Source organism: Methylobacterium sp. Ger2507, assembly GCF_055231875.1.
On the sequence record NZ_JBUYVC010000001.1, the window covers coordinates 989,626 to 1,013,809 of the forward strand.

At 70.8% G+C, this 24,184-nt stretch carries 15 protein-coding genes; 10 read left to right on the forward strand and 5 right to left on the reverse strand.

Going from position 1 to position 24,184, the window contains the following annotated elements:
- Positions 1-12: 12 nt before the first annotated feature.
- The 8 genes from ACV7NL_RS04650 to ACV7NL_RS04685 all read left to right on the forward strand — a co-directional run bounded on the left by ACV7NL_RS04650 (position 13) and on the right by ACV7NL_RS04685 (position 14,601).
- Positions 13-2,505, forward strand: a complete 2,493-nt coding sequence (locus tag ACV7NL_RS04650) for a glycosyl hydrolase 2 galactose-binding domain-containing protein (protein WP_463355056.1) — start codon at positions 13-15, stop codon at positions 2,503-2,505.
- Entirely contained in the window at positions 2,495-4,348 is a 1,854-nt protein-coding gene (locus ACV7NL_RS04655; protein WP_463355057.1) for an alpha/beta fold hydrolase, read from the forward strand. Before ACV7NL_RS04650 ends, ACV7NL_RS04655 begins: the two co-directional genes overlap by 11 nt.
- Complete coding sequence (locus tag ACV7NL_RS04660) at positions 4,345-5,640, forward strand: hypothetical protein (protein WP_463355058.1); 1,296 nt, start codon at positions 4,345-4,347, stop codon at positions 5,638-5,640. Before ACV7NL_RS04655 ends, ACV7NL_RS04660 begins: the two co-directional genes overlap by 4 nt.
- Positions 5,641-5,985: 345 nt before the next feature.
- Entirely contained in the window at positions 5,986-6,840 is an 855-nt protein-coding gene (locus tag ACV7NL_RS04665; RefSeq protein WP_463355059.1) for a MipA/OmpV family protein, read from the forward strand.
- Positions 6,841-7,403: 563 nt separating this feature from the next.
- Positions 7,404-8,687 carry an efflux RND transporter periplasmic adaptor subunit gene (locus tag ACV7NL_RS04670; RefSeq protein WP_463355060.1) on the forward strand — a complete coding sequence of 428 codons (1,284 nt, stop codon included), beginning with the start codon at positions 7,404-7,406 and terminating at the stop codon, positions 8,685-8,687.
- Between the two features lie 63 nt (positions 8,688-8,750).
- Entirely contained in the window at positions 8,751-11,912 is a 3,162-nt protein-coding gene (locus ACV7NL_RS04675) for an efflux RND transporter permease subunit (RefSeq protein WP_056485761.1), read from the forward strand.
- Positions 11,913-12,013: 101 nt separating this feature from the next.
- Positions 12,014-13,582, forward strand: coding sequence for an efflux transporter outer membrane subunit (locus tag ACV7NL_RS04680; protein WP_463355061.1), 1,569 nt, complete (start codon positions 12,014-12,016; stop codon positions 13,580-13,582).
- 146 nt (positions 13,583-13,728) lie between these two features.
- Positions 13,729-14,601, forward strand: coding sequence for a type 1 glutamine amidotransferase (locus ACV7NL_RS04685; protein WP_200940994.1), 873 nt, complete (start codon positions 13,729-13,731; stop codon positions 14,599-14,601).
- A 24-nt stretch (positions 14,602-14,625) separates the two neighbouring features.
- On the opposite strand, the gene ACV7NL_RS04690 is transcribed toward ACV7NL_RS04685, so the two are convergent.
- Together ACV7NL_RS04690 and ACV7NL_RS04695 are read right to left on the reverse strand one after the other, a co-directional pair.
- Positions 14,626-14,874 (reverse strand): hypothetical protein, encoded by a 249-nt coding sequence (locus ACV7NL_RS04690; RefSeq protein WP_156376219.1) that lies wholly within the window; start codon positions 14,872-14,874, stop codon positions 14,626-14,628.
- Positions 14,875-15,529: 655 nt separating this feature from the next.
- Positions 15,530-18,943, reverse strand: coding sequence for an acyl-[ACP]--phospholipid O-acyltransferase (locus ACV7NL_RS04695; RefSeq protein ID WP_463355062.1), 3,414 nt, complete (start codon positions 18,941-18,943; stop codon positions 15,530-15,532).
- Positions 18,944-19,212: 269 nt separating this feature from the next.
- On the opposite strand from ACV7NL_RS04695, the gene ACV7NL_RS04700 reads away from it, so the two are divergent.
- Positions 19,213-19,848 carry a TetR/AcrR family transcriptional regulator gene (locus ACV7NL_RS04700; RefSeq protein ID WP_463355063.1) on the forward strand — a complete coding sequence of 212 codons (636 nt, stop codon included), beginning with the start codon at positions 19,213-19,215 and terminating at the stop codon, positions 19,846-19,848.
- A gap of 72 nt (positions 19,849-19,920) precedes the next feature.
- On the opposite strand, the gene ACV7NL_RS04705 is transcribed toward ACV7NL_RS04700, so the two are convergent.
- The gene (locus tag ACV7NL_RS04705; protein ID WP_463355064.1) at positions 19,921-20,286 is read right to left on the reverse strand and encodes a hypothetical protein; all 366 of its coding nucleotides are present in this window, start codon (positions 20,284-20,286) and stop codon (positions 19,921-19,923) included.
- A gap of 363 nt (positions 20,287-20,649) precedes the next feature.
- Between ACV7NL_RS04705 and ACV7NL_RS04710 the strand changes: the two genes are divergently transcribed.
- Positions 20,650-22,338 (forward strand): methyl-accepting chemotaxis protein, encoded by a 1,689-nt coding sequence (locus tag ACV7NL_RS04710; RefSeq protein ID WP_463355065.1) that lies wholly within the window; start codon positions 20,650-20,652, stop codon positions 22,336-22,338.
- A gap of 72 nt (positions 22,339-22,410) precedes the next feature.
- Here the strand turns inward: ACV7NL_RS04710 and ACV7NL_RS04715 are convergent, their stop codons facing one another.
- Complete coding sequence (locus ACV7NL_RS04715) at positions 22,411-22,683, reverse strand: hypothetical protein (RefSeq protein ID WP_463355066.1); 273 nt, start codon at positions 22,681-22,683, stop codon at positions 22,411-22,413.
- 282 nt (positions 22,684-22,965) lie between these two features.
- Positions 22,966-23,985 (reverse strand): gamma carbonic anhydrase family protein, encoded by a 1,020-nt coding sequence (locus tag ACV7NL_RS04720; protein WP_056188081.1) that lies wholly within the window; start codon positions 23,983-23,985, stop codon positions 22,966-22,968.
- Positions 23,986-24,184: the final 199 nt, after the last annotated feature.

Consider the following 24,184-nt stretch of genomic DNA (forward strand, 5'->3'; position numbering starts at 1 on the left):
GCGAGGCGGATCGTGGCTCGTCTTCGTTCGATCGGGGGGGTGGCGCCGCGGGCGGTAGCCGGCCCCTGGCGCCTCGCCCTGACGCCGCCCGGCGCCTGCGCCGGACCGGGCGACTTGGTGGAACGGGCGACCGACTGGATTCCGGCTCCCGTCCCCGGCACCGTTGCGGCCGCCCTGCGCGACGCCGGGCGCTGGTCGGAGGCTGCGCCGACGCCGATCCACGATCGCGACGCGTGGTATCGGACCAGCCTGCGCGAGACCGGTCCTGTGCGCTTGCGCTTCGAGGGTCTGGCGACCCTGGCCGAAATCTGGCTCGACGGCGTTCCGGTGCTGGTCACCCGCTCGATGTTCGAAGCCTACGTCATCGACGCCGATCTCCGTCCCGGAACCGATCTCGCCTCAGGAACGGATCTCGCGCTCTGCTTCCGGTCCCTGACGGCGCAGCTCGAACGGCCATCGAAGCGCGGCCGCTGGCGTCCCCGGATGGTCACTCCCGGCGCCCTGCGCCACGTGCGGACGAGCCTCCTGGGCTTCATGCCGGGCTGGTGCCCAGCGATCGATTGCGTCGGCCCCTATCGGCCCGTGACGGTGGAGCCGGCCCCGTCGCGGCTGGCAGAGGCCGATCTGAGGGCCTCCCTCGACGGCGCCACCGGGTCTCTCGCCGCACGGCTGCGCATCCCCGGCAGGGCCGCCTCCGTCACGCTCCGGTGCGACGGGCGGGAGGTCCACCTGACCGAGGCCGAACCCGGCCTGTTCGTTGGCACCCTGGAGCTTCCCGGCGTCGCGCCCTGGTGGCCGCACACCCACGGGACTCCCCATCTCCACCCGGTGACAGTGGATATCGACGGCATGCCCTTCGATCTTGGGCGGACCGGCTTTCGCACCCTGTCGCTGACCCGGCCCTTCGAGGCGGGGCTCGCACTCGCGGTCAATGGCGTGCCGATCTTCTGCCGGGGCGCCAACTGGATGCCGCCGGATCTCGTCGGCCTCGGATCGGAGAAGGACGCCGCCCTCGTCGCCCTGGCCCGCGAGGCCGGCATGAACATGCTGCGCGTGTCCGGCACCACGCTGTACCCGTCGTCCGAGTTCTTCGATCACTGCGATGCCGCCGGCCTCCTGGTCTGGCAGGACCTGATGCTGGCGAACTTCGACTATCCCCACGACGATCCGGACTTCGCCGCGAGCCTCGCCCGCGAGGTGGCGGGATTTCTCGACCGCACGCAGCTCGCGCCGTCCCTCGCGGTGCTCTGCGGCGGCAGCGAGGTCTGGCAGCAGGCTGCCATGCTGGGCGCCCCGCGCAGCGTCTGGGCCGATGCCTTCTGTGCCGAGACCCTGCCGGCGCAGGTCGCCACGATGCGCCCCGACCTCGTGGTGGTGCCGAACTCGCCCTCGGGCGGCGACCTGCCGTTCTCGGTGAGCGCCGGCTGCACCCATTATTACGGCGTCGGCGCCTATCGCCGCCCCCTGGAGGATGCCCGCCGGGCCGAGCTGGGCTTCGCCACCGAGTGCCTCGCCTTCGCCAATCTTCCCGATCCCGAGACCCTGCCCGATCCCGAGACCCTGCCCGATCCGGAGACCCTGGGCGGGATGGACCCGTCCGACCCGGCCTGGGACGCGGGTATTCCCCGCGACCGGGGGGCCGACTGGGACTTCGAGCAGGTGCGCGACCATTATGTCGCCCTGCTCTACGGCGTCGATCCCGCGACCCTGCGCACCACCGATCCGCAGCGCTACCTCGAACTCGGCCGGGCCGCCGTCGCGGAGGTGATGGAGGCCACCTTCGCCGAGTGGCGCCGGGCGCGCTCCCCCACCGCCGGCGGCCTCGTCTGGTTCCTGCGCGATCTCGGGCCGGGCACCGGCTGGGGCGTGATCGACCGGACCCAAGCCCCGAAATCCGGCTGGTACGCCCTGAAGCGCGCTTTTCGTCCGGTTCAGGTCACCCTGTCGGACGAAGGGCTGAACGGGCTCCATCTCCACGTCCACAACGAGACCGCCGAGGCGCTGACCCTCGGCCTGCGCCTGACCTTCGCGGATCGGAGCGGCCGGGTCGCGGCGAAGGCCGAGCGCGCTGTCGCGATCGGCCCGCGGGCCTCGCTGACCCTGTCCTCCTCCGAGATGCTCGGCCGCTTCTTCGATGCCACCGACGCTTATCGCTTCGGGCCGCGCATCCACGATGTCGCCCAGGCCTGCCTGACCGACGCGAGCGGCACCGTCCTGGCCGAGAGCTTCCACTTCCCCGGCCCGCGACCGATCGCCCGCACCGCGATCGGCCTGCGCGTGCAGCCCGTCGCCGGGGCTCGCATGCCGACCCTGCGGATCACGACGGATCACCTCGCCCTCGGCGTGCGGGTGAAAAGTCCCGGGGCGCGGCCGTGCGACAACGGTTTCCACCTCGCGCCCGGGACGGAGCGGTTCGTCACGTTTCCCGGCGCCCACCACCTCCCGCAGGGGGAGGTGTCGGCCCTCAACAGTCAGGACATCGCGAGGTTCGGTCATGGTGTCTGATGTTCGCCCCGGAATCACGGGCGGTGCCGCCCCCTCGGCCGCCCCCTCGTCCACTTCCTCCTCCGCTCTCTCGGCCGCCACCCCGGTGACCTTCGGCGGCCTGTTCGGCTGGCTCCACCCGGCCACGGGCCGGCGCGGCGTCGTGCTGTGCGGCGCGCACGGCTTCGAGCAACTGGCCGCCCACCGGCCCTGGCGGGCGCTGGCGGAAGGGCTCGCCGCGGCGGGCTGTCCGACCCTGCGCTTCGATTATCCGGGCGAGGGCGATTCCGGCGATGCGGGCGAGGTGCGGGTCGAGACGTGCGTCGCGGCGATCGGCCAAGCGGTCCGCTTCCTGCGCGAGACGACCGGCGTCACGGAGGTCGTCCTTGTCGGCCTGCGGCTCGGGGCCAACCTCGCCATCCTGGCGACCCAGGCGGAGCCGGTGGACCATCTCGTCCTGCTGGCGCCGGCCGCCACGGGGCGGGCCTACCTGCGCGAGATGCGGCTGCGCGCCCGGACGGTCGGGGGCGTGGCGGAGGGCCCGGGTCCGGTCCAGACCCAGACCCAAGCTCAGGCCTCCGACAGCCTCAGCGTCGGCGGCTTTCGCCTGGGTCCGGCCTTCCTGGCCGACCTCCAGAACCTCGACGCCAGCGCCATCGTGCGTCCTCCGGCACCGCAGGTCCTGCTCCTGGCCTCCGAGACCAAGGCCCTGGCGGCCCGGCTGACTGCCCTCGGCAGCGAAGTCGAGGCGGGGCCGTTCCCCGGTCTGGCCGCGCTCATCGGGGACCCGATCTTCGCCGAAATCCCGGATGCGGCCTTCGCCCGCGTCACGGCCTTCGCTGCGGCGGGGATGACGCGCACCGAGCCGGCCGTTCCCCTGCGCCTCGCCCCGGCGCGCCTCGACGGACCCGGCTGGACCGAGGCGCCGGTGCGGTTCCACCCGGACCTGTTCGGCATCCGGTGCTCGCCCCGACGGAGGGAACCCGATGCGCCGACGGTGCTGTTCGTGTCCACCGGCATGACCGTGCATTCGGGCTGGGGCCGGCAGACCACGGATCTCGCCCGCTCGCTCGCGACCGACGGTGTCCCGTCGCTCCGCTTCGACCTCGTGGGGATCGGCGAAAGCGGCGACCGGCCGGACGCGCGCAAGCCGCCGTTCGCCCCGGACGGGTTCGAGGACATCCGCCGCGCCCTCGACGCAGTCGCCGAGACCGGCAACCGCGTCGTGCTCGTCGGCAATTGCAGCGGCGCCTACGCGGCGTTCCAGGCCCTGTGCCGGGACGCGCGGGTCGATGGCGCCCTCCTGATCAACCTCTATTGCTTCGACTGGGACCCGGGCCAGGACGTCGATGCCGTGATCCGTCAGGTCTTCGGCAGCACCTCGACCTACGCGGCGCTGCTGACCCGGGGCGCGACCTGGCGGCGGCTCCTGAGTGGCCAGATCCGGGTCGGCGCGATCGGCGCGACGCTGGCCCGGCGCGGGCTCGCAACCGCCCTGCGCCGCCTTCGGCGCCTGGTGAAGCCCGTCTCCCCCGGCGGCTCAGCCGCCCGGCGGGTGGCCCGGCTGCGGCGCCGCGGCGCCACGATCCACCTGATCTACAGCGCGGGCGATCCCGGGCTCGCCGCCCTGCGCCGCCATCTCGGCCGCTCCCCCGGACGGGCGGACCGCCGCCTTGGCGCGCCGGTCACGATCGTTCCGGACATCGACCATAACTTCAGCTCGGCGGAGGCGCAGGCGCTGCTCGGACGGCATCTGCGCGAGGTCCTGCGGGCGGTCCAGGACGCGCCGCGACCGGACTCCGTGCCCGCCCCGCGCCCCCTCGACCCGCGCGCCGTCGCCCGCGTCGTCCTGGGTCGGGCATGAGCGGCCTCACCCGCCGCGCGGCCCTCGTCCTGACGGCCGGGGCGCTCGCGGGCCGGGCGGAGGCCGAGACCGTGCCGACGCATCGCTGCGCGGATCTCGTCGACGCCATCGGGATCAACGTGCATTTCGGCCATGGCGGCACGCCCTATGTGGAGCGCTTCGCGGCCTGTGCGGCGGCCCTCGACGACCTCGGCGTGCGTCACCTGCGCGACGACATCGTGCTCGTCGGGTCGGAGCCGGCCGGGCAGTTCGCCCGCATCGCCACCCTCGCCCGCCGGGGCTATCGCTTCAGTCTCGTGTTCTACGACGGCCTCACCCCCGGCCCGCGGGTGCCACCGGAGCGGTTCGCCGAGATCGCCGGCTGGGCGGCGGACGGACTCGTCATCGCGGAGGGCGGCAACGAGCCGCCGGTCGCCGCCGGGCCGGGCCTCGCCCGCCTCTCCGCCGCGCATCAGGCGGCCCTGTTCCGCGCCGTGCGCGAGGACCGGCGCTTCCCCGCCGTGAAGGTCGCCGGGCCGAGCTACATCCAGGCCAACATCGCGGCCGCCGAGAACCTGTCCGGATCGGTCGACTTCGCCAACGTCCACGCCTATCCGGGGCTCGAGCATCCCGAGACCCGGGGCGCGGGCAGCCTCGCGGGTTTCCTCGCGGCCGTGCGGCCGGTCTTCGGCACCGCGCCCGTGATCGTCACCGAGAACGGCTACCACACGGCCCTGGCCACCCGCAGCGCCCACCTGCCGGTCTCGGAGGGCATCCGCGCCCGCTACCTGCCGCGTCTTCTTCTCTGGAGCTACCTGCAGGGCGTGCGGCGAACCTACCTGTACGAGCTGATCGCCTCCTTCGACCGGGGCGACACCGACCCGGAGAGCCGGTTCGGGCTCCTGAACCCCGATGGCACGCCGGGCGCCTCGTTCGTCGCCGTGCGCAGCCTGATCCGTCTGTTCGGCGGCCACGCCGCGGAAGCCGGCCCTGCCGCGGGAGGCGGCCCCGACCCGATCGGCGTCACCTTGCCCGAAACGGTGCCGGACCTCGTGACGGCCCGCTTCCACCGGGCGGACGGCGCCGCGCTGGTGCCGTTCTGGCTCGGGCTCGACGGCTGGGACCGGCAGGCCCGCGAGCCCCGTCCCGACATCCCGGCGCAATCCGTGACTCTGCGCCTGTCGCGGCCGCCGCACGCGGCGCGGCTGCACCGCTTCGGCGACGACGGGTCCGTGAGCGTCAGCGTCCTGCCGCCGGCTCGACAGATCGCGCTGGCGGCTTCCGACCGGCTCGGCGTGCTGGAACTCCGGTAGCCTCGGCGCGAACCGCACCCTGCGGCGGATCGACGGGTTGCGGCCGCCCGGCGTGCGGGATCGTTCATCATTTCCGCCGGGATGTGCTGGGCTAGTCTGTGGAAGCGTGCCGCGGCAATTGACTTTCCCGTCCCCTTGACCTCTTCGATGGGCTGGTGCGCCAACTCCATCAATTGATGGTTCGGTGCTCTCTTGATCGATGGTCCGGTCCTCCCGGCCACCATCACTCTCCCCCCCTCACACGGCATGTTCGCCGGGTCCGATGACGCGCGGAACCGGGCTTGCGGGCTTGGGGGACCCGGCTTGCGAGACCCGGACTGGGGGGCAGCTTTGGAAGGCAGCGGAATGATGATGGGCTCCGAGCGATCCTCCGGTGAAACGCAGGTGGCGCCCCCGGGCGGACGCGGGCGCCTCGCCGTGGCGGCGATGATCCTGTCGGCAGCGGGAACCTGTCCGGGGGATGCGCGGGCCGACGATCTCGGGAGCCTGTTCGCGCCCGGCACCGTCTACACCATCGGCGCGCTCGCCGGGACGGGGCCGCGCTTCCAGGGCTCGGACCGGACGTCGCTCTGGGGCTTGCCCTACCTATCGTTCCGCCGGGCCGGGGAAGCGCCCGAATGGTGGTCGCCGGACGATGGCCTCGACGCCACCCTGGTCGAGGCGGGCGCCGTACGGATGGGGCCGGTGATCGACCTGCGGGAGGGGCGTTCGGCGCGGGATGTCCACTTCACCCCGGGCCTGCCGACGGTGCCCCTCACGGTGGGGCTCGGCGTCTTCGGAGAGCTGTGGTTCGCGGACGAGACCCTGCGCCTGCGCGCCGAGGTGACCCAGGGCGTCCGCGCCCGTGACGGTATCCAGATCAAGCTCGCGGGCGACGCGATCGGCCGGTTCGGGCGCTTCACCCTGAGCGCGGGCCCGCGCCTTGTGCTGGCCGACGCCGCGTCCCAGCGCATTGATTTCGGCGTTTCGGGGCGCGCACCGGGTCTCGCATCCTACGATCCGAAGGGCGGCCTCCGCTCGGCCGGAATCGGGGGCGCCGTCGCGTATGATTGGTCGGAGGCTTGGCAGACCCTGGTCTATGCCCGTTACGACCGGCTGCTGTTCGATGCCGCCCGCAGTCCGATCGTCCAGCGCTTCGGGTCGGTCGATCACGTCTCGGTCGGAGTCGGCGCGACCTATTCCTTCCGGGCAACGCCCTGAATCATGTGTGCGCCGCGCCAACGGTTTTCGAGCACGATTTCGAAAGTCGTGATGCAAGGATGCATCAACGCATGTTAATCGACCGGGAAGCGGTTTTTGCCGGGATTATTCCTGAACTTGTCTGGCAGATACCCTCCCGTCTGGGAGGCGTCACGTGAAACGCGCATGATTCGCCGGTGCGACCGGCCCGATCGACGGAGCCGGACTCCATCATGTCTCCGATCCCGGCTTCGAGGATACGCGCCCCCCGGCAGCCATCCCGCTCGCGCACCGGCGACGGTCCTGCGGATGCCCGGATCGGTGGTGGGCGCCTCGGACCATGTCACGCAAATGGAGTGCGGACCGGCTATGGCGTCGTCCGGTGCGGCCGGGTCTCCGATTCCCGGTCCCATCTCGGACCTGGGGCTGGCCGGATTGCGGCTCCGCGCCGATCCGGGACGACGATCCGGGACGGTGACGCGCCCCCGACCTTCGCCTGACGCCTTCGTCCGGGGTGGCGTTCGCCTGATCCGCGATCGCTCCGGATGCCGCTCCACGACCAACCCGAAACGAAATTGCGCCTGATGACCAGGACACCCCGTGCGATCGCCAGGATCGTCATTCCCCTCGGGCTGCTGACCGGCGCCGTCGTGACCGCCGGAATCTGGCCCGGCCCGACCCTGGGCTTCATCACCTGGGCCGGGGCCTCGATCCGGGCGCCCTTCGCCGCGCCGGATGCCCCGACTGCGGATGTCGTCCGTACGCGGGCCGCGCCGGTGGCCCGCGTCTTCCGTCCCAGCCCGGCGCAGCGCGCCGCTCTCGGCATCGTGCCCGTGACGGTGCGGAGCTTCCGGCCCGAGGGCATGGCGGAGGGCCGCATCGCCCTCAACGACGACGAGAACGTGCCCGTCACCTCGCCGTATGCCGGACGGGTGACGAAGGTTCTGGTGCGGGCGGGCGACGAGGTGAAAGCGGGTGACGTACTCCTCACCCTCGAGGCGACCGACATGCTCCAGGCCCAGAGCGACTACCAGGCCGCACTCAACACGATCGCCAAGGCGACTGCCCTGCTGAAGCTGGACCAGACCATCGCGGCCCGGCAGCAGGAGCTGTTCCAGGCCAGGGCGGTGGCCCTGAAGGACTATCAGGCGGCCCAGAACGACGTGATCGGGGCCCAGAGCGACCTGCGGACCGCCGAAGCCAGCCTGGATGCGGTGAAGAACCGCCTGCGCCTGCTCGGCAAGACCGATGCGGAGATCGCCGCCTACGAAAAGAAAGGCACCCTGAGTTCCGAGACCCAGATCCGGGCGCCGATCGCCGGCACCATCGTCCAGCGCAAGGTCGGGCTCGGGCAGTACCTGTCGAGTTCCAGCGACCCGGTCTTCGTCATCGGCGACCTCTCGACGGTGTGGCTGGTGGCCAACGTGCGGGAGAGCGAGATCCCCCGGGTCCGGATCGGCCAGGAGGTCGCGGCGACGGTGGCGGGCTTCGGAGACCGGGTCTTCAAGGCGCGGGTCGACTACCTGGCGGCCAGCCTCGATCCGGCGACCCGCCGCCTCGCCGTGCGCAGCCAGGTCGAGAATCCGGACCAGGTCCTGAAGCCCGAGATGTTCGCCAGCTTCACCCTCTTCACCGGGCCGGAGCAGTCGGCACCGGCCGTGCCGGCGGGCGCCATCGTCTACGAGGGCGCGCGCGCGCATGTCTGGGTCGCCCGGCCCGACGGCGCCATCGAGGCCCGCGACGTCACCCTCGGCCTCACCGCCGGCGGCATGGCGCAGGTGACGGACGGGATCTCCGCCGGCGAGGCGATCGTCACCCGAGGCGCCGTGTTCATGGATCGGGCGACGAGCGGCGACAAGGCCTCCTGAGGGGCCGCACGCCCCTCTCACATGAACAGCCAGCCATGAACGGCCAGCCATGAACAATCCGCCATGAACAGCCTCATCGTCTTCGCCCTGCGCCAGCGCGTGCTGGTGTTCCTGCTGTTCGTGGCGATGCTGGCGCTCGGCTATGCCAGCTACACCCAGCTCAACATCGAGGCCTATCCCGATCCGGTGCCGCCGCTGGTCGACGTCATCACGCAGAATCCCGGGCAATCCGCCGACGAGATCGAGCGCTACATCACCATCCCGCTGGAGGTGCAGCTCGCCGGCATTCCCAACGCCACCGTGGTGCGCACCATCTCGCTGTTCGGCCTCTCCGACGTGAAGGTGCAGTTCACCTACGCCTTCACCTACCAGGAGGCCCTGCAGCGGGTGCTCAACCGGCTGGCGCAGCTGCCGCCCCTGCCCAACGGCGCCCAGCCGCAGATCTCGCCGACGAGCCCCGTGGGCGAGATCATGCGCTACAAGGTGACGGGTCCAAAGGGATATTCCTCCACCGACCTGAAGACCCTGCAGGACTGGGTGCTGCAGCGCCGGTTCAAGGCGATCCCCGGCGTGGTCGACGTGACGGCCTTCGGCGGCCGGACCAAGGAATACGAGATCGCGGTCGACCTCAACCGGCTCCAGGCCCAGGGCCTGACCCTGGTCCAGCTCGTCACGGCGCTGAACAATTCAAGCATCAATGTCGGCGGCCAGACCCTCAACGTGGGCGAGCAATCGGCCGTGGTCCGGGGCATCGGCCTCATCCGCGACATGGACGACATCCGCGACACGATGCTGACGCAGGTCAACGGCGTACCGGTGCTGGTCCGCGACGTCGCCGAGGTCCGGGTCTCGCACGCGCCGCGCCTCGGCATCGTCGGCCATGACGGCGACAACGACATTGTCGAAGGTATCGTCCTGATGAGCCGGGACGGGCAGAGCCTGCCGACGCTGCGTCTGGTCAATGCCGAGATCGACAAGATCAACGCCAGCGGCATCCTGCCTCCCGACGTGCGGGTCGAGCGCATCTACGACCGCAGCGGCCTGATCCACACCACCACCCATACGGTGATGCACAACCTCGTTTCCGGGGTGGTGCTGGTCTTCGTCGTGCAGTGGCTGTTCCTGGGGAGCCTGCGCAGCGCGGTCATCGTGGCGGCGACCATCCCGTTCGCCCTCGGCTTCGCCATCCTGATCCTGGTCCTGCGCGGCGATTCGGCCAACCTCCTCTCCCTCGGCGCCATCGATTTCGGCCTCATCGTCGATGCCACCGTGATCATGGTCGAGAACGTGTTCCGGCATCTGGCCGAACCCGAGCATTCCGAGGATCAGCCTCCGCCGGGTGGCCTGACCGGGCGCCTCGGCACCATCGCGATCGCGGGGGCGGAGGTGAACCGGGCGATCTTCTTCTCGGCCACCATCATCATCGTCGGCTTCCTGCCGCTCTTCACCCTGACGGGCGTCGAGGGCCACATCTTCGGGCCGATGGCCAAGACCTACGCCTACGCCCTGATCGGCGGACTCCTGGCCACCTTCACGGTCTCGCCCGCGCTCTCGGCGCTGATCCTGCCGAAGCGCGTGGAGGAGCGCGACACACTGATCGTGCGCCTGCTGCGCTTCGGCCACGTGCGGATCCTGCGCCTGGGCCTGCGCAACAAGGTGCTGTCGCTCCTCCTGCTGGCCGCCCTGCTCGGCGCCTCCGGCATCGCCGCCCGGACCCTCGGCCTCGAGTTCCTGCCGAAACTCGAGGAGGGCAATCTCTACATCCGCGGCACCATGCCGGCCTCGATCTCCCTCGAGGCGGGCAACGCCTCCGTCGAGCGCCTGCGCAAGATCATCGCCGAGGTGCCCGAGGTGGTGACGGTGCTGTCGCACCAGGGCCGCCCGGATGACGGCACCGACGCCACCGGCTTCTTCAACGTCGAAATCCTGGCGCCCCTGAAGCCGTTCGACACCTGGCGCAAGGGCCTCGACAAGGAAGGGCTGGTCCGCGACCTCGCGGCCAAGCTGGACGAGGCCTTCCCCGGCATCGAGTTCAATTTCTCCCAGTACATCGAGGACAACGTCCAGGAGGCCGCTTCGGGCGTGAAGGGCGAGAACTCGGTCAAGATCTACGGCAACGACCTCAACGACCTGACGAAGACGGCGGAGGCGATCAAGGCCAGCCTGGCGAAGGTCCCCGGCATCACCGACCTCGCGGTGTTCGCCTCCCTGGGGCAGCCCACGGTGCGGATCGACATCGACCGGCGCAAGGCCGCGCGCTACGGCCTCTCGCCGGGAGACGTCAACACCACCGTGCAGGCGGCGATCGGCGGGCAGACGGCGGGCGACCTCTACGAATACGGCTCGGACCGTCACTTCCCGATGCGTATTCGCCTCGCCCCGCAATACCGGCGCAGCCTGGAGACCATCCGCAACATCACCGTCGGGGCGGCGAACCCGGCCGGCGGCGTGATCCAGGTGCCGCTGTCCGAGATCGCCACGGTCGAGCTCGTCTCGGGCGCCGCCTTCATCTACCGCGAGAACCAGGAGCGCTACATTCCGGTGAAGTTCTCCGTGCGCGGCCGCGATCTCGGCGGCGCGGTGCTGGAGGCCCAGGCCCGGATCGCCCAGGACGTGACCCTGCCGGCCGGGTTCCACCTCGAATGGGTCGGACAGTTCACCAACCTGCAGGACGCCGTGCAGCGCCTGACCCTCGTGGTTCCGGTGACGATCGGGCTGATCGCCCTGCTGCTCTACGTCAACTTCAGCTCCGTCACCGACATGGCGCTGACGCTCAGCGTGATCCCGATGGCAATGATCGGCGGCATCTTCGCGCTGGTCCTCACGCTGACGCCGTTCTCGATCTCGGCGGCGATCGGCTTCATCGCGCTCTTCGGCATCTCGACCATGGAGGGCGTCATCCTGCTGTCCTATTACAACCAGCTTCTCGAGGACGGCTGGGGGCGGGCCGAGGCGGTGTGGCAGGCCGCCAACGTGCGCATGCGGCCGGTGATGATGACCTGCGTGGCCGCCTGCGTCGGCCTGCTGCCGGCGGCGATCTCCACCGGCATCGGTTCGCAGGTGCAGAAGCCTCTGGCCCTGGTGGTGGTCGGCGGCATCCTGCTCGCCCCGATCCTCATCCTGGTGGTGGTGCCGATCCTGATCGCGCTGTTCTCGCGCCGGGTCCCGGCCGCGACCCTGTCGCCGACGGCCGCCCGCGCGGCCGCCCGGGTCGAGCCCGCATGAGGACGCGATCACGCTTCTCCGGGCCGGCGAAGGCCCGCGTTGACTTCGGTGCCGGCCCGGCACCTCTACCGCCTCGGACGGCGACAGGAATCTCCGACACCATGGCGGCATCCCCCGAGATCAAGCTCCGGCCAGGCCGGGCGCCGAGCCTGCGCCCGATGGTCCGCACCGGCCTCGCCGCCCTGGCCCTGAGTGCGGTCGGCGGCTGCATGGTCGGGCCGGACTACGTGCCGCCCGCCGATCCGCCCGCCATCCGCTACACCCGCGAGCCGCTCGGCAACCCCACCGCCGCCGACGCCGTCCGCACCGTCCACGGCGGCTCGGCCGACCAGACCTTCGTGTCCGGCGCCGACGTGCCCGGGCAGTGGTGGACCCTGTTCCGTTCGCCCGCCCTCGACCGCCTCGTGGCCGAAGCCCTGGCCAACAACCCGAACCTCGACGCCGCGCAGGCGTCGCTCCGGATCGCCCAGGAGAACGTGGAGGCGCAGCGCGGCACGTTGTTTCCGGTGGTCGGTGCCAACGGCCTCGGCTCGCGCCAGAAGGCGCCCGGCGGCGCCCTGCAGGGGCCGCTCAACGACACGCGGCAGCTCTTCTACAGTCTCTACACGCCGCAGGTGACGGTCTCGTTCACCCCCGACGTGTTCGGCGGCAACCAGCGCCAGATCGAGTCGCTGGAGGCCCAGGCCGAGAACCAGCGCTTCCAGCTCGAGGCGACCTACCTCACCCTGACCACGAACGTGGTGCTGGCGGCGATCCAGGAGGCGTCGCTGCGGGCGCAGATCGACGCCACCCGCAAGGTGATCCAGGCCCAGACCGAAGTCCTCACCCTCTACAACGAGCAGCTTTCCCTCGGGCAGATCGCCGGGGCCGACGTGGTGGTGCAGCAGGCCGCCCTCTCGGTCTCGATGCAGCTGCTGCCACCGCTGGAGAAGCAACTCGCCCAGCAGCGCAACCTGCTCACCGCGCTGGTCGGGCGCCTGCCGAGCGAGGAGATCGCCGCCACCTTCACCCTGGCCTCCCTGCGCCTGCCGACCCGCCTGCCCGTCAGTCTGCCCTCGCGCCTCGTTCAGCAGCGTCCGGACGTGAAGGCGGCGGAGGCCAACGTCCAGCAGGCCAGCGCCGCAATCGGCGTCGCGGTGGCCAACCGCCTGCCGCAATTCAACATCACCGCCAATGGCGGGGCCAGCGCGGTGCGGATCGCCCAGCTCGCGGCCTCGACGGCCTCGTTCTACGGCATCGTCGGCACCGTGGCCCAGCCGATCTTCGATGCCGGAACCCTGTTCCGGCGCCAGCGCGCGGCGGAGGAAACGCTGGTTCAGGCCCAGGCCCAGTACCGCGCCGTGGTGATCGGCGCCTTCCAGAACGTCGCCGACACCCTGCGCGCGCTCCAGTCCGATGCCCAGGCGGTGGCGGCCGCCTCGGCCGCCGAGCGGGCGACGGGCCAGAGCCTGGGGCTGATCCGCAAGCAATACGCCGCCGGCGCCCTCAACAGCACGCAGGTGCTGATCGCCCAGCAATCCTACCTCTCGGCCCTGGTGACGTCGGCCGGCGCCCGGGCCAACCAGTATGCCGACACCGCCGCCCTGTTCCAGGCCCTCGGCGGCGGCTGGTGGAACCGGTCGGACGTGAAGCCGGCCCCGTCGAACCCTGACCCCGCCAAGTTCCTCTAAGACCGCGGAGGGGCGTCCGGTCCCGGCCCGTCGCGGACCCGGAATTCTCCGGCCCTTCGCCCTGCGGCAGGTCCGCCCGCCCGGGAACACCGGTGGCGGTCACCGGTTCGGGTTTCCGGGGAATGTCTCCCCGGAGCATCCGTCCCTTGCCAGCATCGCCATCAGGGCTCCGCTTCCTCGTCGCCGAGAGCGAGCCGCCGGAGGCCCGCGAAGAGCGTCGCGACAGCGTCGGGCGCTCCTCCGGCGAGACCTACGTGGCGATGCTGAACCAGCTCGCCCCGGGGGCGACCTGCCACAGGATCAAGCCGGCCGATGCCGACGGCGCCCTGCCGTTCGGCGAGAGCCTAGCCGGCTACGATGCGGTCTTCCTGTCCGGCTCGCCGCTGCATCTCTACGAGGAGACGCCCGAGGTCCGACGGTCCCTGGCCTTCATGAGCGCGACCTTCGCGGCGGGAACACCCGCCTTCGGCTCCTGTGCCGGGCTGCAACTGGCGACGGTGGCGGCGGGGGGCACGGTCCGGCAGAACCGCAACGGCCCCGAGGCGGGGTTCGCGCGCCGCATCACGCCGACCGAGGCGGGACGGTCCCATCCGCTCCTCAAGGGGCGGCCCGCCGCCTACGATGCGCCCAGCATCCATACCGACGAGGTCGAGACGCTTCCGGACGGCGCCGTCCTGCTCGCGGTCAACCGCAGCACCGTGGTTCAGGCGGCCGAAATCCGGCACGATGGCGGGACGTTCTGGGGCGTGCAGTACCACCCCGAGATCGGTCTCGACGAGGTCGGCGGAGCCCTGCGCCGGCAGGCCGACGGGCTGGTCGAGGCCGGGCTGGCGCGCGACCGAAGCGCGATCGAGGCCCAGGCCGACCTGGTGGAGGCGCTGCATCGCGAACCCGACAGGCGGGATCTGGCCTGGAGGCTCGGCCTCGACGATCAGGTCACCGACGTTGCGCAGCGCCAAACCGAGCTGCGCAACGTCATCGAAGCATTGGTCCTTCCCACCCGCAGCCGGCGCCGCTGAGGGCCGGGGCGCGGGCTGCGGGTTTCAGGAGCCGGACCGCGCCGCGCCGGTGTCGTGATGCTGCAGGCGATTCGTCCGCTCCCGAGCCCGCCGGCGCTGGGCCGAGAAGCCGATCCAGCGGGTGACGAGCGGTCCGCGGCGACGGAGCGCCTGGGGTGCGTCCTCCCGCCCGGTGAACGTCGCGGACGCGTCGTCCCGGCCCGGGGCATCCGAGCGCGCATCGTCGGCGCTCGTCATGTCCATGTCGGGCTCGTCGATATCGGACTGGTCCATGTCGGACTGGTCCCTATCCGCACCATACGGACTCGACTCGTCGGAGGACATCTCAAGAGACCGGGTGTTCTGGGATAGGGAGTGGCGGGCGAATGCCTCGGGATGAGTCTGTTCCGTCACGATCGTAAGCCTTCTCCGAGCCTGCTGAAGGGTGCGAGACATGGCCGTGCCTGTGGGGGGCGTCGCGGGACGCAGTTGGGCGACGGCCCGATCCGACGCATGCGCCGCCGCTGGGGCGGCATCGGTGCCCGTCTTGCCGCCGCGCATCGGGATCGTGTGGATGTCCGCGCTCATGACGCCTTTTGCCATCTGCTTGAGACCCAGCGTGATGCGCCGCGCGCATCCATGATCTCGTCTTGCCGCGGTGACCCCGTTGCGGGACCGCCAGCCTCTGCAGCAACATAGACGATTGCGCGGCCAGGTTGAGTCGGCCGGCTGGTCTGGGAGTCCAAATCTGTTGTCTCGGCGTCCCAAACCGGTACCCGGACGTGCCGCGCGGAGGCCGGAGCGGAACCGGACCCGGCCGGGCGGGTCCGCCTCGGACGTCCCGCACGCTGGGAATCCGAGACGGTGAATCCGAGACGGTGAATCCGAGACGGTGCATCGGGGTTCGGCGCCCGGCCGAATCCTCGCCCGGGCCGGACATCCCGCCGTCTCAGGCCGCGGCGGGCGCCTCGCCGGAGGCCCGCTCGTGGGCGAGCTTGACCACGCTGACCTGATCGACCTTGCCGGTGCCCAGCATGGGCACGCGATCGAGCACCACCACTTCGGCGGGGATCGCGATCTCAGGCGCGCCCTTGCCCTTGGCGAAAGTCTGATAGGCGGCGCGGGTGGCGTCCTTGCGCTCGGTGAACAGCACCAGCCGCTCGCCCTTGCGGGCATCCGGCACGGCGGCGACGGCGCTCGGAGTGTCGGGCCAGAGTTCGGCCGCGATGGCCTCGACGCCGGCCAGGGACACCATCTCGCCGGCGATCTTGGCGAAGCGCTTGGCGCGGCCCTTGATCGTCACGAAGCCCTGGGCGTCGATGGCGACGATGTCGCCGGTGTCGTGCCAGCCTCCGGGCGGTGCCTCGATGGTGCCGGGGCGCTCGGGCCGGAGATAGCCCAGCATGATGTTGGGGCCGCGCAGCGACAGGCGCCCGCCCTCCTCGATGCCCGGCACCGGCTCCAGGCGCCAGTCCTGGCCGGGCAGCAGGCGCCCGACCGTGCCGAAGCGGTTGAACATCGGGGTGTTGAGGGCGACCACCGGGCCGCACTCGGTGACGCCGTAGCCCTCCAGGATGCGCAGGCCGAACTTCTCGCCCCAGGTCTTGCGGGTGGAATCCTTCACGGCCTCGGCCCCGGCCACGACGTAGCGCAGCGAGCGCAGATCGTAGGAATGGGCGGTCTTGGCGTAGCCGGCCAGGAAGGTGTCGGTGCCGAACAGGACGGTGGCGTTCGAGCCGTAGATGAGTTCGGGCACGATCCGGTAATGCAGCGGCGAGGGGTAGAGGTAGACCGGAACCCCGGAGACCAGCGGCAGCACCAGTCCCGCCGTCAGCCCGAAGGCGTGGAAGACCGGGAGCACGTTGAACACCTTGTCGCTCGGTCCGAAATCGATCCGGGCCGCCACCTGCGCGGTGTTGGCCAGCATGTTGCGGTTGGCCAGCGCCACGCCCTTGGGCGCCCCCTCGGAGCCGGAGGTGAACAGGATCGCGGCCGGGTCGTCGCCGGCCCTCGCCACCAGGGGGGCGCGCTTGGCGAGGAAGCCCCGGAGCTTGTCGCCCGTGCTGATCCCGGCCCGGATCTCCTCCAGGTAGACGAGGGTGACGGCGCCCTTGATCGCCTCGACGAGGGGGCCGAGGCGGCCCTTCTCGATGAAGGCGCGCGAGGTCAGGATGGTGTCGACCTCCGCGGTCCGGCAGGCCGACAGGATGTTGGCGGCCCCCGCCGAGAAGTTGATCATGGCCGGCACCCGCCCGGCCGAGGCCAGGGCGAACAGCGTCACCGCCGCGCCGTTGGCGTTCGGCAGCATCACGCCCAGCGGCTTGCCCGGGGCGCCGAGGCCCTGGAGCTTTCGCCCCAGGATGTTGGCGCCCATCACCAGGCGCGAATAGCTCAGGCGCCCCATGGGGTCCTCCACGGCGATGCGGCGCCAGCCGTGGCGGTCGCCCGCGTCGATGAGGGCCTGCATCAGGCCGCGATCGATGTCGGCGGTGCGGAAGACGAGGTCGGACATGATTCCGTACAAGGCGGCGCCCGCCGCCTGCCGGCGGGCCTTGCCCTTGAGGGCCGGGTCCACACTCAGGGCCACCGGCGACAGGATCGTGACGGTGACCTTCGGCCACCAGCGCCGCTTCACCTGGTTCTTCGACAGGCGCGAGAAGATCGTCTTCTCCAGGCCTTCGATCTTCACCGGCACCACCATGGCGCCGGACTTGTCGGCGATCAGCCCGGCGCCGTCATAGACCTTCATCAGGCTCCCGGTGACGGTGAGGCGCCCCTCGGGGAAGATGATCAGCGTCTCGCCGTTCTTGACCGCGTTGATCAGCGTGCGGGTGGCGAGCGGCCGGGTCGGATCCAGCGGCATCGCCTTCGTCATCGCCAGGAACGGCTTCACCCACCAGCGCTGCGCGATGCCGTGATCGACGGCGAAGACGGGTTCCTGGTCAAGGAGCGAGAGCGCCAGCGGCGCGTCGAGGAAGGAGACGTGGTTGAGGGCGACGATGGCGTTGGGGCCGGCCTTCTCGACATTCTCCAGGCCGCGCACCTCCAGGCGGTAGAAGGCCCGGAACAGGATCGACAGGAAATCGCGGAAGGGGCTCGTCGGCAGCACGGCCAGGATGACCGCGCCCGCCACGAGGTTGAGCACCCCGAGCAGGGCCAGCAGCGTGGCCATCGACCAGCCGGCGCCCTGCAGGGCGGCGAGACCCAGCGCCCCCGCCACCATGAAGGCGGCGGTGAGCACGTTGACGGCGCCGATGACGCGGGCGCGCTTGTCCTTGTCGGTCCAGGCCTGCACGGCGGCGAAGGACGGCACGATGTAGAGCCCGCCCGCCACGGCCAGCCCGAACAGGTCGAGGGTGACGCGCAGGCCCGTGCCCGTGGTGAGGAAGTCCCAGGCCCCCAGGGGAGCGCCGGAGACCGGGGGCAGGTGCGCCACCGTCCAGGCGAGGTCGAGGCCGAACAGGCCCATGAACAGGGCGCCGATCGGGGTCGGCAGCAGCACGATGCGGCCGCTGGCGAGCCAGGAGGCGAGGCCCGACCCCACCGCGATGCCGATGGAGAACACCGCCAGCAGGGTGGTCACCACGGTCTCCGAGCCGTTGAGGCTCTGGCGCACCAGGACGGGGAGCAGCGACAGGATCACGGCGCCCACGAGCCAGAACCAGCTCACGATCAGCGAGCCGCGCCACAGCCGCGTGTCGCCCCACAGATCGCGCAGGAGACCGCCGGTGGAACGCGCGACATTGGGATCGATGCGCAGCGTCGGGGCGGCCTCGCCGGTGGAGGGGATCGCCCGGGCCGATAGCCAGCACAGGATCGCGAACACCATGATCATGGTGCTGAAGGCCAGGGCTCCGCCGCCCATGGCGGTGGCGAGGCCCGCCACGATGGTGCCGAGCAGGATGGCCAGGAAGGTCGCGGCTTCCACCAGGGCGTTGCCGGCGGTGAGTTCGTCCCGGCGCAGATGGTCCGGCAGGATGCCGTACTTGATCGGCCCGAACAGGGCCGCGATCGTCCCGAACAGGCCGAGGGCCACGAACAGCACCGGCACCGAGTGCATCCAGAAGCCGAGGGCGGCGGCGGCGGCGGCGAAGATCTCGGCGAACTTCAGCCGCTTGGCGATCAGCGCCTTGTCGTAGCGGTCGGCCATCTGGCCACCGAGACCCGACAGGATGAAGAACGGGCCGATGAACACGGCGCCCGCCAGGGTCACCAGCATCGGCGAACCGCCGCCGGCGCCGCCCACCTGGAACAGGATGAGGAACACGAGCGCGTTCTTGAGGAAGTTGTCGTTGAAGGCCGAGAAGAACTGGCACCAGAACAGCGGTGCGAACCGGCGCGTCGTCATCAAGGTACGAAACATGGAGGTCTCCTCGGACGACGCAACGTTGAGACGAGGCGCGAGCGACGCGGCGCTGATCGAAACGAGGCATGACTGCCTGCCCGGCGCCATACCGTCAAATGCTGAACCGGACATTCTTTGTACGGTGTTCAAAACATATCTCGGTCACGGCCGGCGTTCAATCTGCGGATTGCACACCGTGCAATGCTGCGCGATGGTCCGGTGCGGCGACGCACGTAGTCCGGGATCGGCAGGGATCGGCGCAGATTGGAAGAGGAGGGCGAGCCGCGATGGCACGCGCAGAGAAGCGGGGGACCGGCCCGCGCGGTGAGCACAACCGGGAGGAATTCCTGGGGCTGGTGACGAAGGCGGCGGAATCCCTCGTGCGGCACGACGGCCTGCGCGGGCTCGGCATGCGGCGGCTCGCCGGCGCCATCGGCTACGCGCCGAATTCGATCTACAACGCGGTGGGCGACCTTGACACGGTGGTGATGCGGGTCAATGCCCGCACCCTGGCGCGTCTGCATGCGACCCTGGAGGCGGCCGTCGCGCCCGAGGCGCCGCCGCTCGACGCGGCCCTGGGCCTGGCCGACGCCTACCTGGCCTTCGTGGCCGCCGATCCGCAGGTCTGGAGCCTCGTCTTCGAGCACCAGCTGGCCCCCGACAGCCGCTTCCCGGACTGGTACGCCGAGGCCCTGGGGCAGACCACCGACCTCGTCGACCGCGTGCTCGCCCCGTTGATCACCGACCCCGTGGAACGGCGCCAGGCCGTGGCCACCTTGTGGGCCGCCTTGCACGGCCTCGCCTCGCTCTCGACCTCGCGTAAGCTCGCGGTGCTGACGCCCGAAGCCCCGCGCGACCTCGCCCGCCTCCTGGTCCGGCGCTTCCTGGCGGATTCGGCGGGCCCGAGCCCGCACGACGTCTGAACGAGACCCGCAGGATCAGCGCGAAGTCCCGTGATCAGCGCGAAGTCCTGCGATCAGCGAGAAGTCCCGCGATCAGCGGGAAGACCCGCTGCGTCGCACGTGCAGGCCCTTGAACAGGGCCGGATGGGGATCGTTCAGGCCGCGCGGCGGCGGAAGTCTCAGCAGGGCATCGTCCGGGGCGATGCGCGCGAAGGTCTCCCGCTCCGCGTGCGCCACGACGCTGCGCCGCCCCTTGCGCGGGCGGATCAGCGTCCGGCGCGGCTCGGCCTGATCCGGGCCGAGGGCGGAAAGCAGCGACAGTCCCCCGAAGGCCAGCAGGCAGGCGAGGCCGATGCCCACCGAATGCCAGCTCGGCTCGGGGGCGGCCATCATGGTGATCACCCCCCCGAGGGCGACGGCCGAGGCGAGGACGCGCGGCGTGAGGATGTCGATGGCCATGGCGCCGATCCTCGTCCGCAGGCCATCACGAAGGCGTGAAGGGGACCGTTCCAATTGTCGGGATCGGCGGCGCCCCTGCGATCCGGGACGTCTCGTTGCATCACCGCAGGATACAGGCCTCGACAACATTCATCAGACCCTTCGGCGCGGATGCGCCTCGCGGGCAGCGACATCGGTCGTCACCGGCCACGCTCCGAGCCGATGTAACTTGAGCGATGATTTGGTTTGATTTGTAGTTTCCCAGAATGCAACCGATAGTAGAAAGTATCCATCTGCAAAAGCAATGTTTTAAGCTTTGCATGTCAGTTGTTCTCGGCCGCGCATGCAGATTCGAGCTGATCTGCCGTCGGGATGAGGTGGGTCGTGTCCTTCAAGAATATGTCCATTCGGGTCCGCCTGATCGCGGCGTTCTCCCTGCTGACAGTTTTCGTCGTCGGCGTGGGCGTCCTCGGACTTCTGGGAACCGAGCGCATGCGCGCGCGCGGCGTGGAGATCGAGACCAACTGGCTTCCGAGCATCCGGACGCTCGGCGAGATCGACACGCTGACGGCCCGGACCAGCGCCGTCATCCTGCGGCACGCGCAGGCCACCGAACCTCAGCTGGTCGCCTCGATCGAGGCGGATCTCGAGCGCTTCGACAAGAAGGTCGCCGAGAAGCGGGCCGCCTACGAGCCGATGATCAGCTCTCCGGAGGAGCGGGCGCTCTACGATGCGTATGTCCGCGCGTCGGCGAACTTCCTGGTGGTGCGTCAGGCCATCCTGGATCTCTCCCGCAAGGGGCAGAAGACCGAGGCCGTCACGTTATACGAGACCCAGGGCCTGCAGATCCGCCGGGCCGCCTCGAGCGCATTGGAAAAACTCACCACCCTGAACAATGACGGCGCCGATCAGGCCCAGGCCCGCAGCAAGGACGTCTTCGAGCAGACGCGGACGCTGGGCCTCGCCGCCGTCCTGCTCGCCGTCGTTCTGTCGGCTGTGTCCGCCTTCCTCATCATCCGCGGCGTGACGGGAGGCATCGGCTCCGTCGTCCAGCCGATGCAGGCGCTGGCGGCGGGCGACCTCGCCGTGACCATCCCGCATCAGGGGGCCCCGACCGAGATCGGCCGCATCGCCGACGCCGTGCAGGTGTTCAAGGACGGGCTGATCCGCATGCGGGCGCTGGAGGAGGAGACCGTCCTGGCCCGCGCCGGCGCCGAGGCCCAGCGCAAGGCCGCCATGCGGTCGATGGCCGATGGCTTCGAGGGCGCTGTCGGCGGCATCATCACCATGGTCACCAGCGCGGCCACCGAGCTGCAGGCGACGGCCCAGAGCATGGCCGGCACCGCGACCCAGACCGCCAACCAATCCACCAGCGTCGCGGCGGCTGCGGAGGAGGCGGCCTCCAACGTCAACACCGTGGCGGCGGCGGCCGAGGAACTCGGGTCGTCCGTGGAGGAGATCGGGCGTCAGGTCGGCAGTTCGGCGGCGATGGCCCAGACGGCCGTGGCGGAGGCGGCCCAGACGGCGGCCTTCGTGCAGAACCTGAATGCGGCCGTGGGCCGGATCGGCGACGTGGTCACGATGATCACCTCGATCGCCGGTCAGACCAACCTGCTGGCGCTCAACGCCACCATCGAGGCGGCGCGGGCGGGCGAGGCGGGCCGCGGCTTCGCCGTGGTGGCTGCGGAAGTGAAGGAGCTCGCCAACCAGACCGCCCGGGCCACCGAGGAGATCGGCGGCCACATCAGCCAGATCCAGGGCTCCACCGCCCAGGCGGTTCAGGCGATCAGCGGCATCGCGGCCCGCATCCAGGAAATCAGCGGCGTCGCGACCTCGATCTCGGCCTCGGTCGAACAGCAGGGGGCGGCCACCCAGGAGATCGTCCGCAACGTGGCCCAGGCGGCCATGGGCACCGGAGCCGTGACCTCTAATATCGCGGGTGTCGCCGGGGCCGCCGAGGAGACCGGGGCGGCGGCGAGCCAAGTCCTCGGGGCAGCCTCGGAGCTGTCGCGCCAGTCCGAACACCTCAACACCGAGGTGCATCGCTTCCTCGCCACCGTGCGGGCCGCCTGAAGGAAACTCCACGGGTAGCGGCAACAGCGATGCGAGGGCTCGGAGCGATCCGGGCCCTCGCGACGTATCGGCTCAGCGGCTGCCGCTGCCGGACTTCGTGCTGGCGGCGCCCGGCGCCGAGGTCGCCCCCGTCTCGGACATGCCGGAGCGGCCTGTCGAACCGGTGGTCGTACCCTTCTCCTGGCCCGGCGCGTAGCCGGAGGCTCCGGGGGAGCCGTACTGCGACCCGTTCTGCTGCATCTCCTGGCCGGGTGCATTGTTGGCGGAACCCGGACCGCTGCCGGCGGCGAGGGCGGCCGTGCTGAGGGCGATCGTGCTGGCGAGGGCGAGCGTGACGGCTTTCATGAAGAACTCCTTGCACCACTGCATGCAACGCCAGGATATCTGGTACCCAAAACCTCTCGTATCCGAGGTCTCTGGTATCCGAGACATCTGGCATCTCTGCTTTCAGGGCCGGAAAACGTCCGCCTGACCGGAAGCGTTCCCGAAAGAAGCGGGTTGCCGCGCCGCGTTCGTTGCTGTGCTGCAAACAAAAAAGGCGGTCTCCGGTCTTGCGGAGACGCCGCCTACAGCGTGGCAATACCTTCGGCGCAGGGGGGCGCGATCGCAGGACGTTATCGCAGGACGTTACGGCAGCGCGGCTTCCGCTTGGCGGTAGGCGACCCCGTGGGCGACATAGCCCTCGACCACGCGGGCCATCATCGTGCGCTTCTCGGCGTCGAGGGCACCGAGGATGCGGGCGGGCCGCCCGCCCCAGAGATGGCCGCCCTCGAGCAGCTGGCCCGGGTCGGTGGTGGCGCCGGCCGCCAGCAGCACGTCGTCCGCCACCACCGTGCCGGGGGCGACGACGCAGCCGATGCCGATGAGGCTGCGGGCGCCGATCCGGCAATCGGAGAGCCGGACGTTGTGCCCGATGGTGGTGTCGCGCCCGAGGACGACGCCCTCGCCCCGTGTCCGGATGACGGTGTTGTCCTGGATGTTGGTGTTGGCGCCGACCACGATGGGGCCGACCTCGGCATGGAGGTCGCAGGAGAACAGCACGCTGGACCCGGTCCCGAGGGCGATGCGGCCGCGCAGGCGTGCGGTGCGGGCGACGTAGACGCTGGGCTCCAGCTCGGCCGCGTCGGCGGGGAGCAGCGCGGGCAGGTCGCCGGAGGCCTCGCGCAGGCGCTCGGCCTGCTCGGCGATCTCCGGCAGGGTGATCGGACGCACCGGCTTGGCGGGGCTGCCCGCATAGGCGAAGCCGGCGGCGAGATGCGCCCGGGGAAACACGGTGGCGCCCGCCTCGATCAGCACGCCGCTCTCGACGCTCGCCCCGTCGAGCACGATGACGTCGTCCTCGATCACCACGTCCGAGCCGACCGTGCAGGCATGCACCACCGCGTTGCGGCCCACCGTCACCCGGTCGCCGACAACGGTGGGGTAGGTGTTGGTGGCGATGTGCACGGTGGAGCGGTGGCCGAGCCAGAAGCGCTCGCCGATGGTGATGCGGTCGCCGTCCGCCCGGATGACGCTGTTGTCGCCGAGCCAGGCCTGCGCCCCGAGGGTGGCGTCGCCGATCACCGTGCTGGCCCGGCCGCACCAGACCGGACGGGCCGAGAAGACCGGCAGGAGGCCGTCATGAGGCAGGATCAGCTCTGGCGTCACGGCGAAAATGTCCTTCGCATCCCGGTGGTGTCGCCGGGCATTCGGGGGCATAGAGCGCCCCTGCCCGTGAGGGCAGGTTCGTCGCCGTCCGTCAAGGGTTCCGTTTTCGCGCGCGGGTCCACCCGAACGACGGCCCGACGGGTCCGACGCCTGCACGGAGGCGGGCGAACCGGTTTCGTCCCGCGGTCACGCGCGTTCA

What these genes read in the sequence shown, in the direction of transcription:
- ACV7NL_RS04655 (WP_463355057.1), top strand. Translation starts at nt 2,495, where the DNA reads ATGGTGTCTGATGTTCGCCCCGGAATCACGGGCGGTGCCGCCCCCTCG.
- ACV7NL_RS04660 (WP_463355058.1), top strand. Translation starts at nt 4,345, where the DNA reads ATGAGCGGCCTCACCCGCCGCGCGGCCCTCGTCCTGACGGCCGGGGCG.
- ACV7NL_RS04665 (WP_463355059.1), top strand. Translation starts at nt 5,986, where the DNA reads ATGATGATGGGCTCCGAGCGATCCTCCGGTGAAACGCAGGTGGCGCCC.
- ACV7NL_RS04670 (WP_463355060.1), top strand. Translation starts at nt 7,404, where the DNA reads ATGACCAGGACACCCCGTGCGATCGCCAGGATCGTCATTCCCCTCGGG.
- ACV7NL_RS04675 (WP_056485761.1), top strand. Translation starts at nt 8,751, where the DNA reads ATGAACAGCCTCATCGTCTTCGCCCTGCGCCAGCGCGTGCTGGTGTTC.
- ACV7NL_RS04680 (WP_463355061.1), top strand. Translation starts at nt 12,014, where the DNA reads ATGGCGGCATCCCCCGAGATCAAGCTCCGGCCAGGCCGGGCGCCGAGC.
- ACV7NL_RS04690 (WP_156376219.1), bottom strand. Translation starts at nt 14,874, where the DNA reads ATGGACCAGTCCGATATCGACGAGCCCGACATGGACATGACGAGCGCC.
- ACV7NL_RS04695 (WP_463355062.1), bottom strand. Translation starts at nt 18,943, where the DNA reads ATGTTTCGTACCTTGATGACGACGCGCCGGTTCGCACCGCTGTTCTGG.
- ACV7NL_RS04700 (WP_463355063.1), top strand. Translation starts at nt 19,213, where the DNA reads ATGGCACGCGCAGAGAAGCGGGGGACCGGCCCGCGCGGTGAGCACAAC.
- ACV7NL_RS04705 (WP_463355064.1), bottom strand. Translation starts at nt 20,286, where the DNA reads ATGGCCATCGACATCCTCACGCCGCGCGTCCTCGCCTCGGCCGTCGCC.
- ACV7NL_RS04715 (WP_463355066.1), bottom strand. Translation starts at nt 22,683, where the DNA reads ATGAAAGCCGTCACGCTCGCCCTCGCCAGCACGATCGCCCTCAGCACG.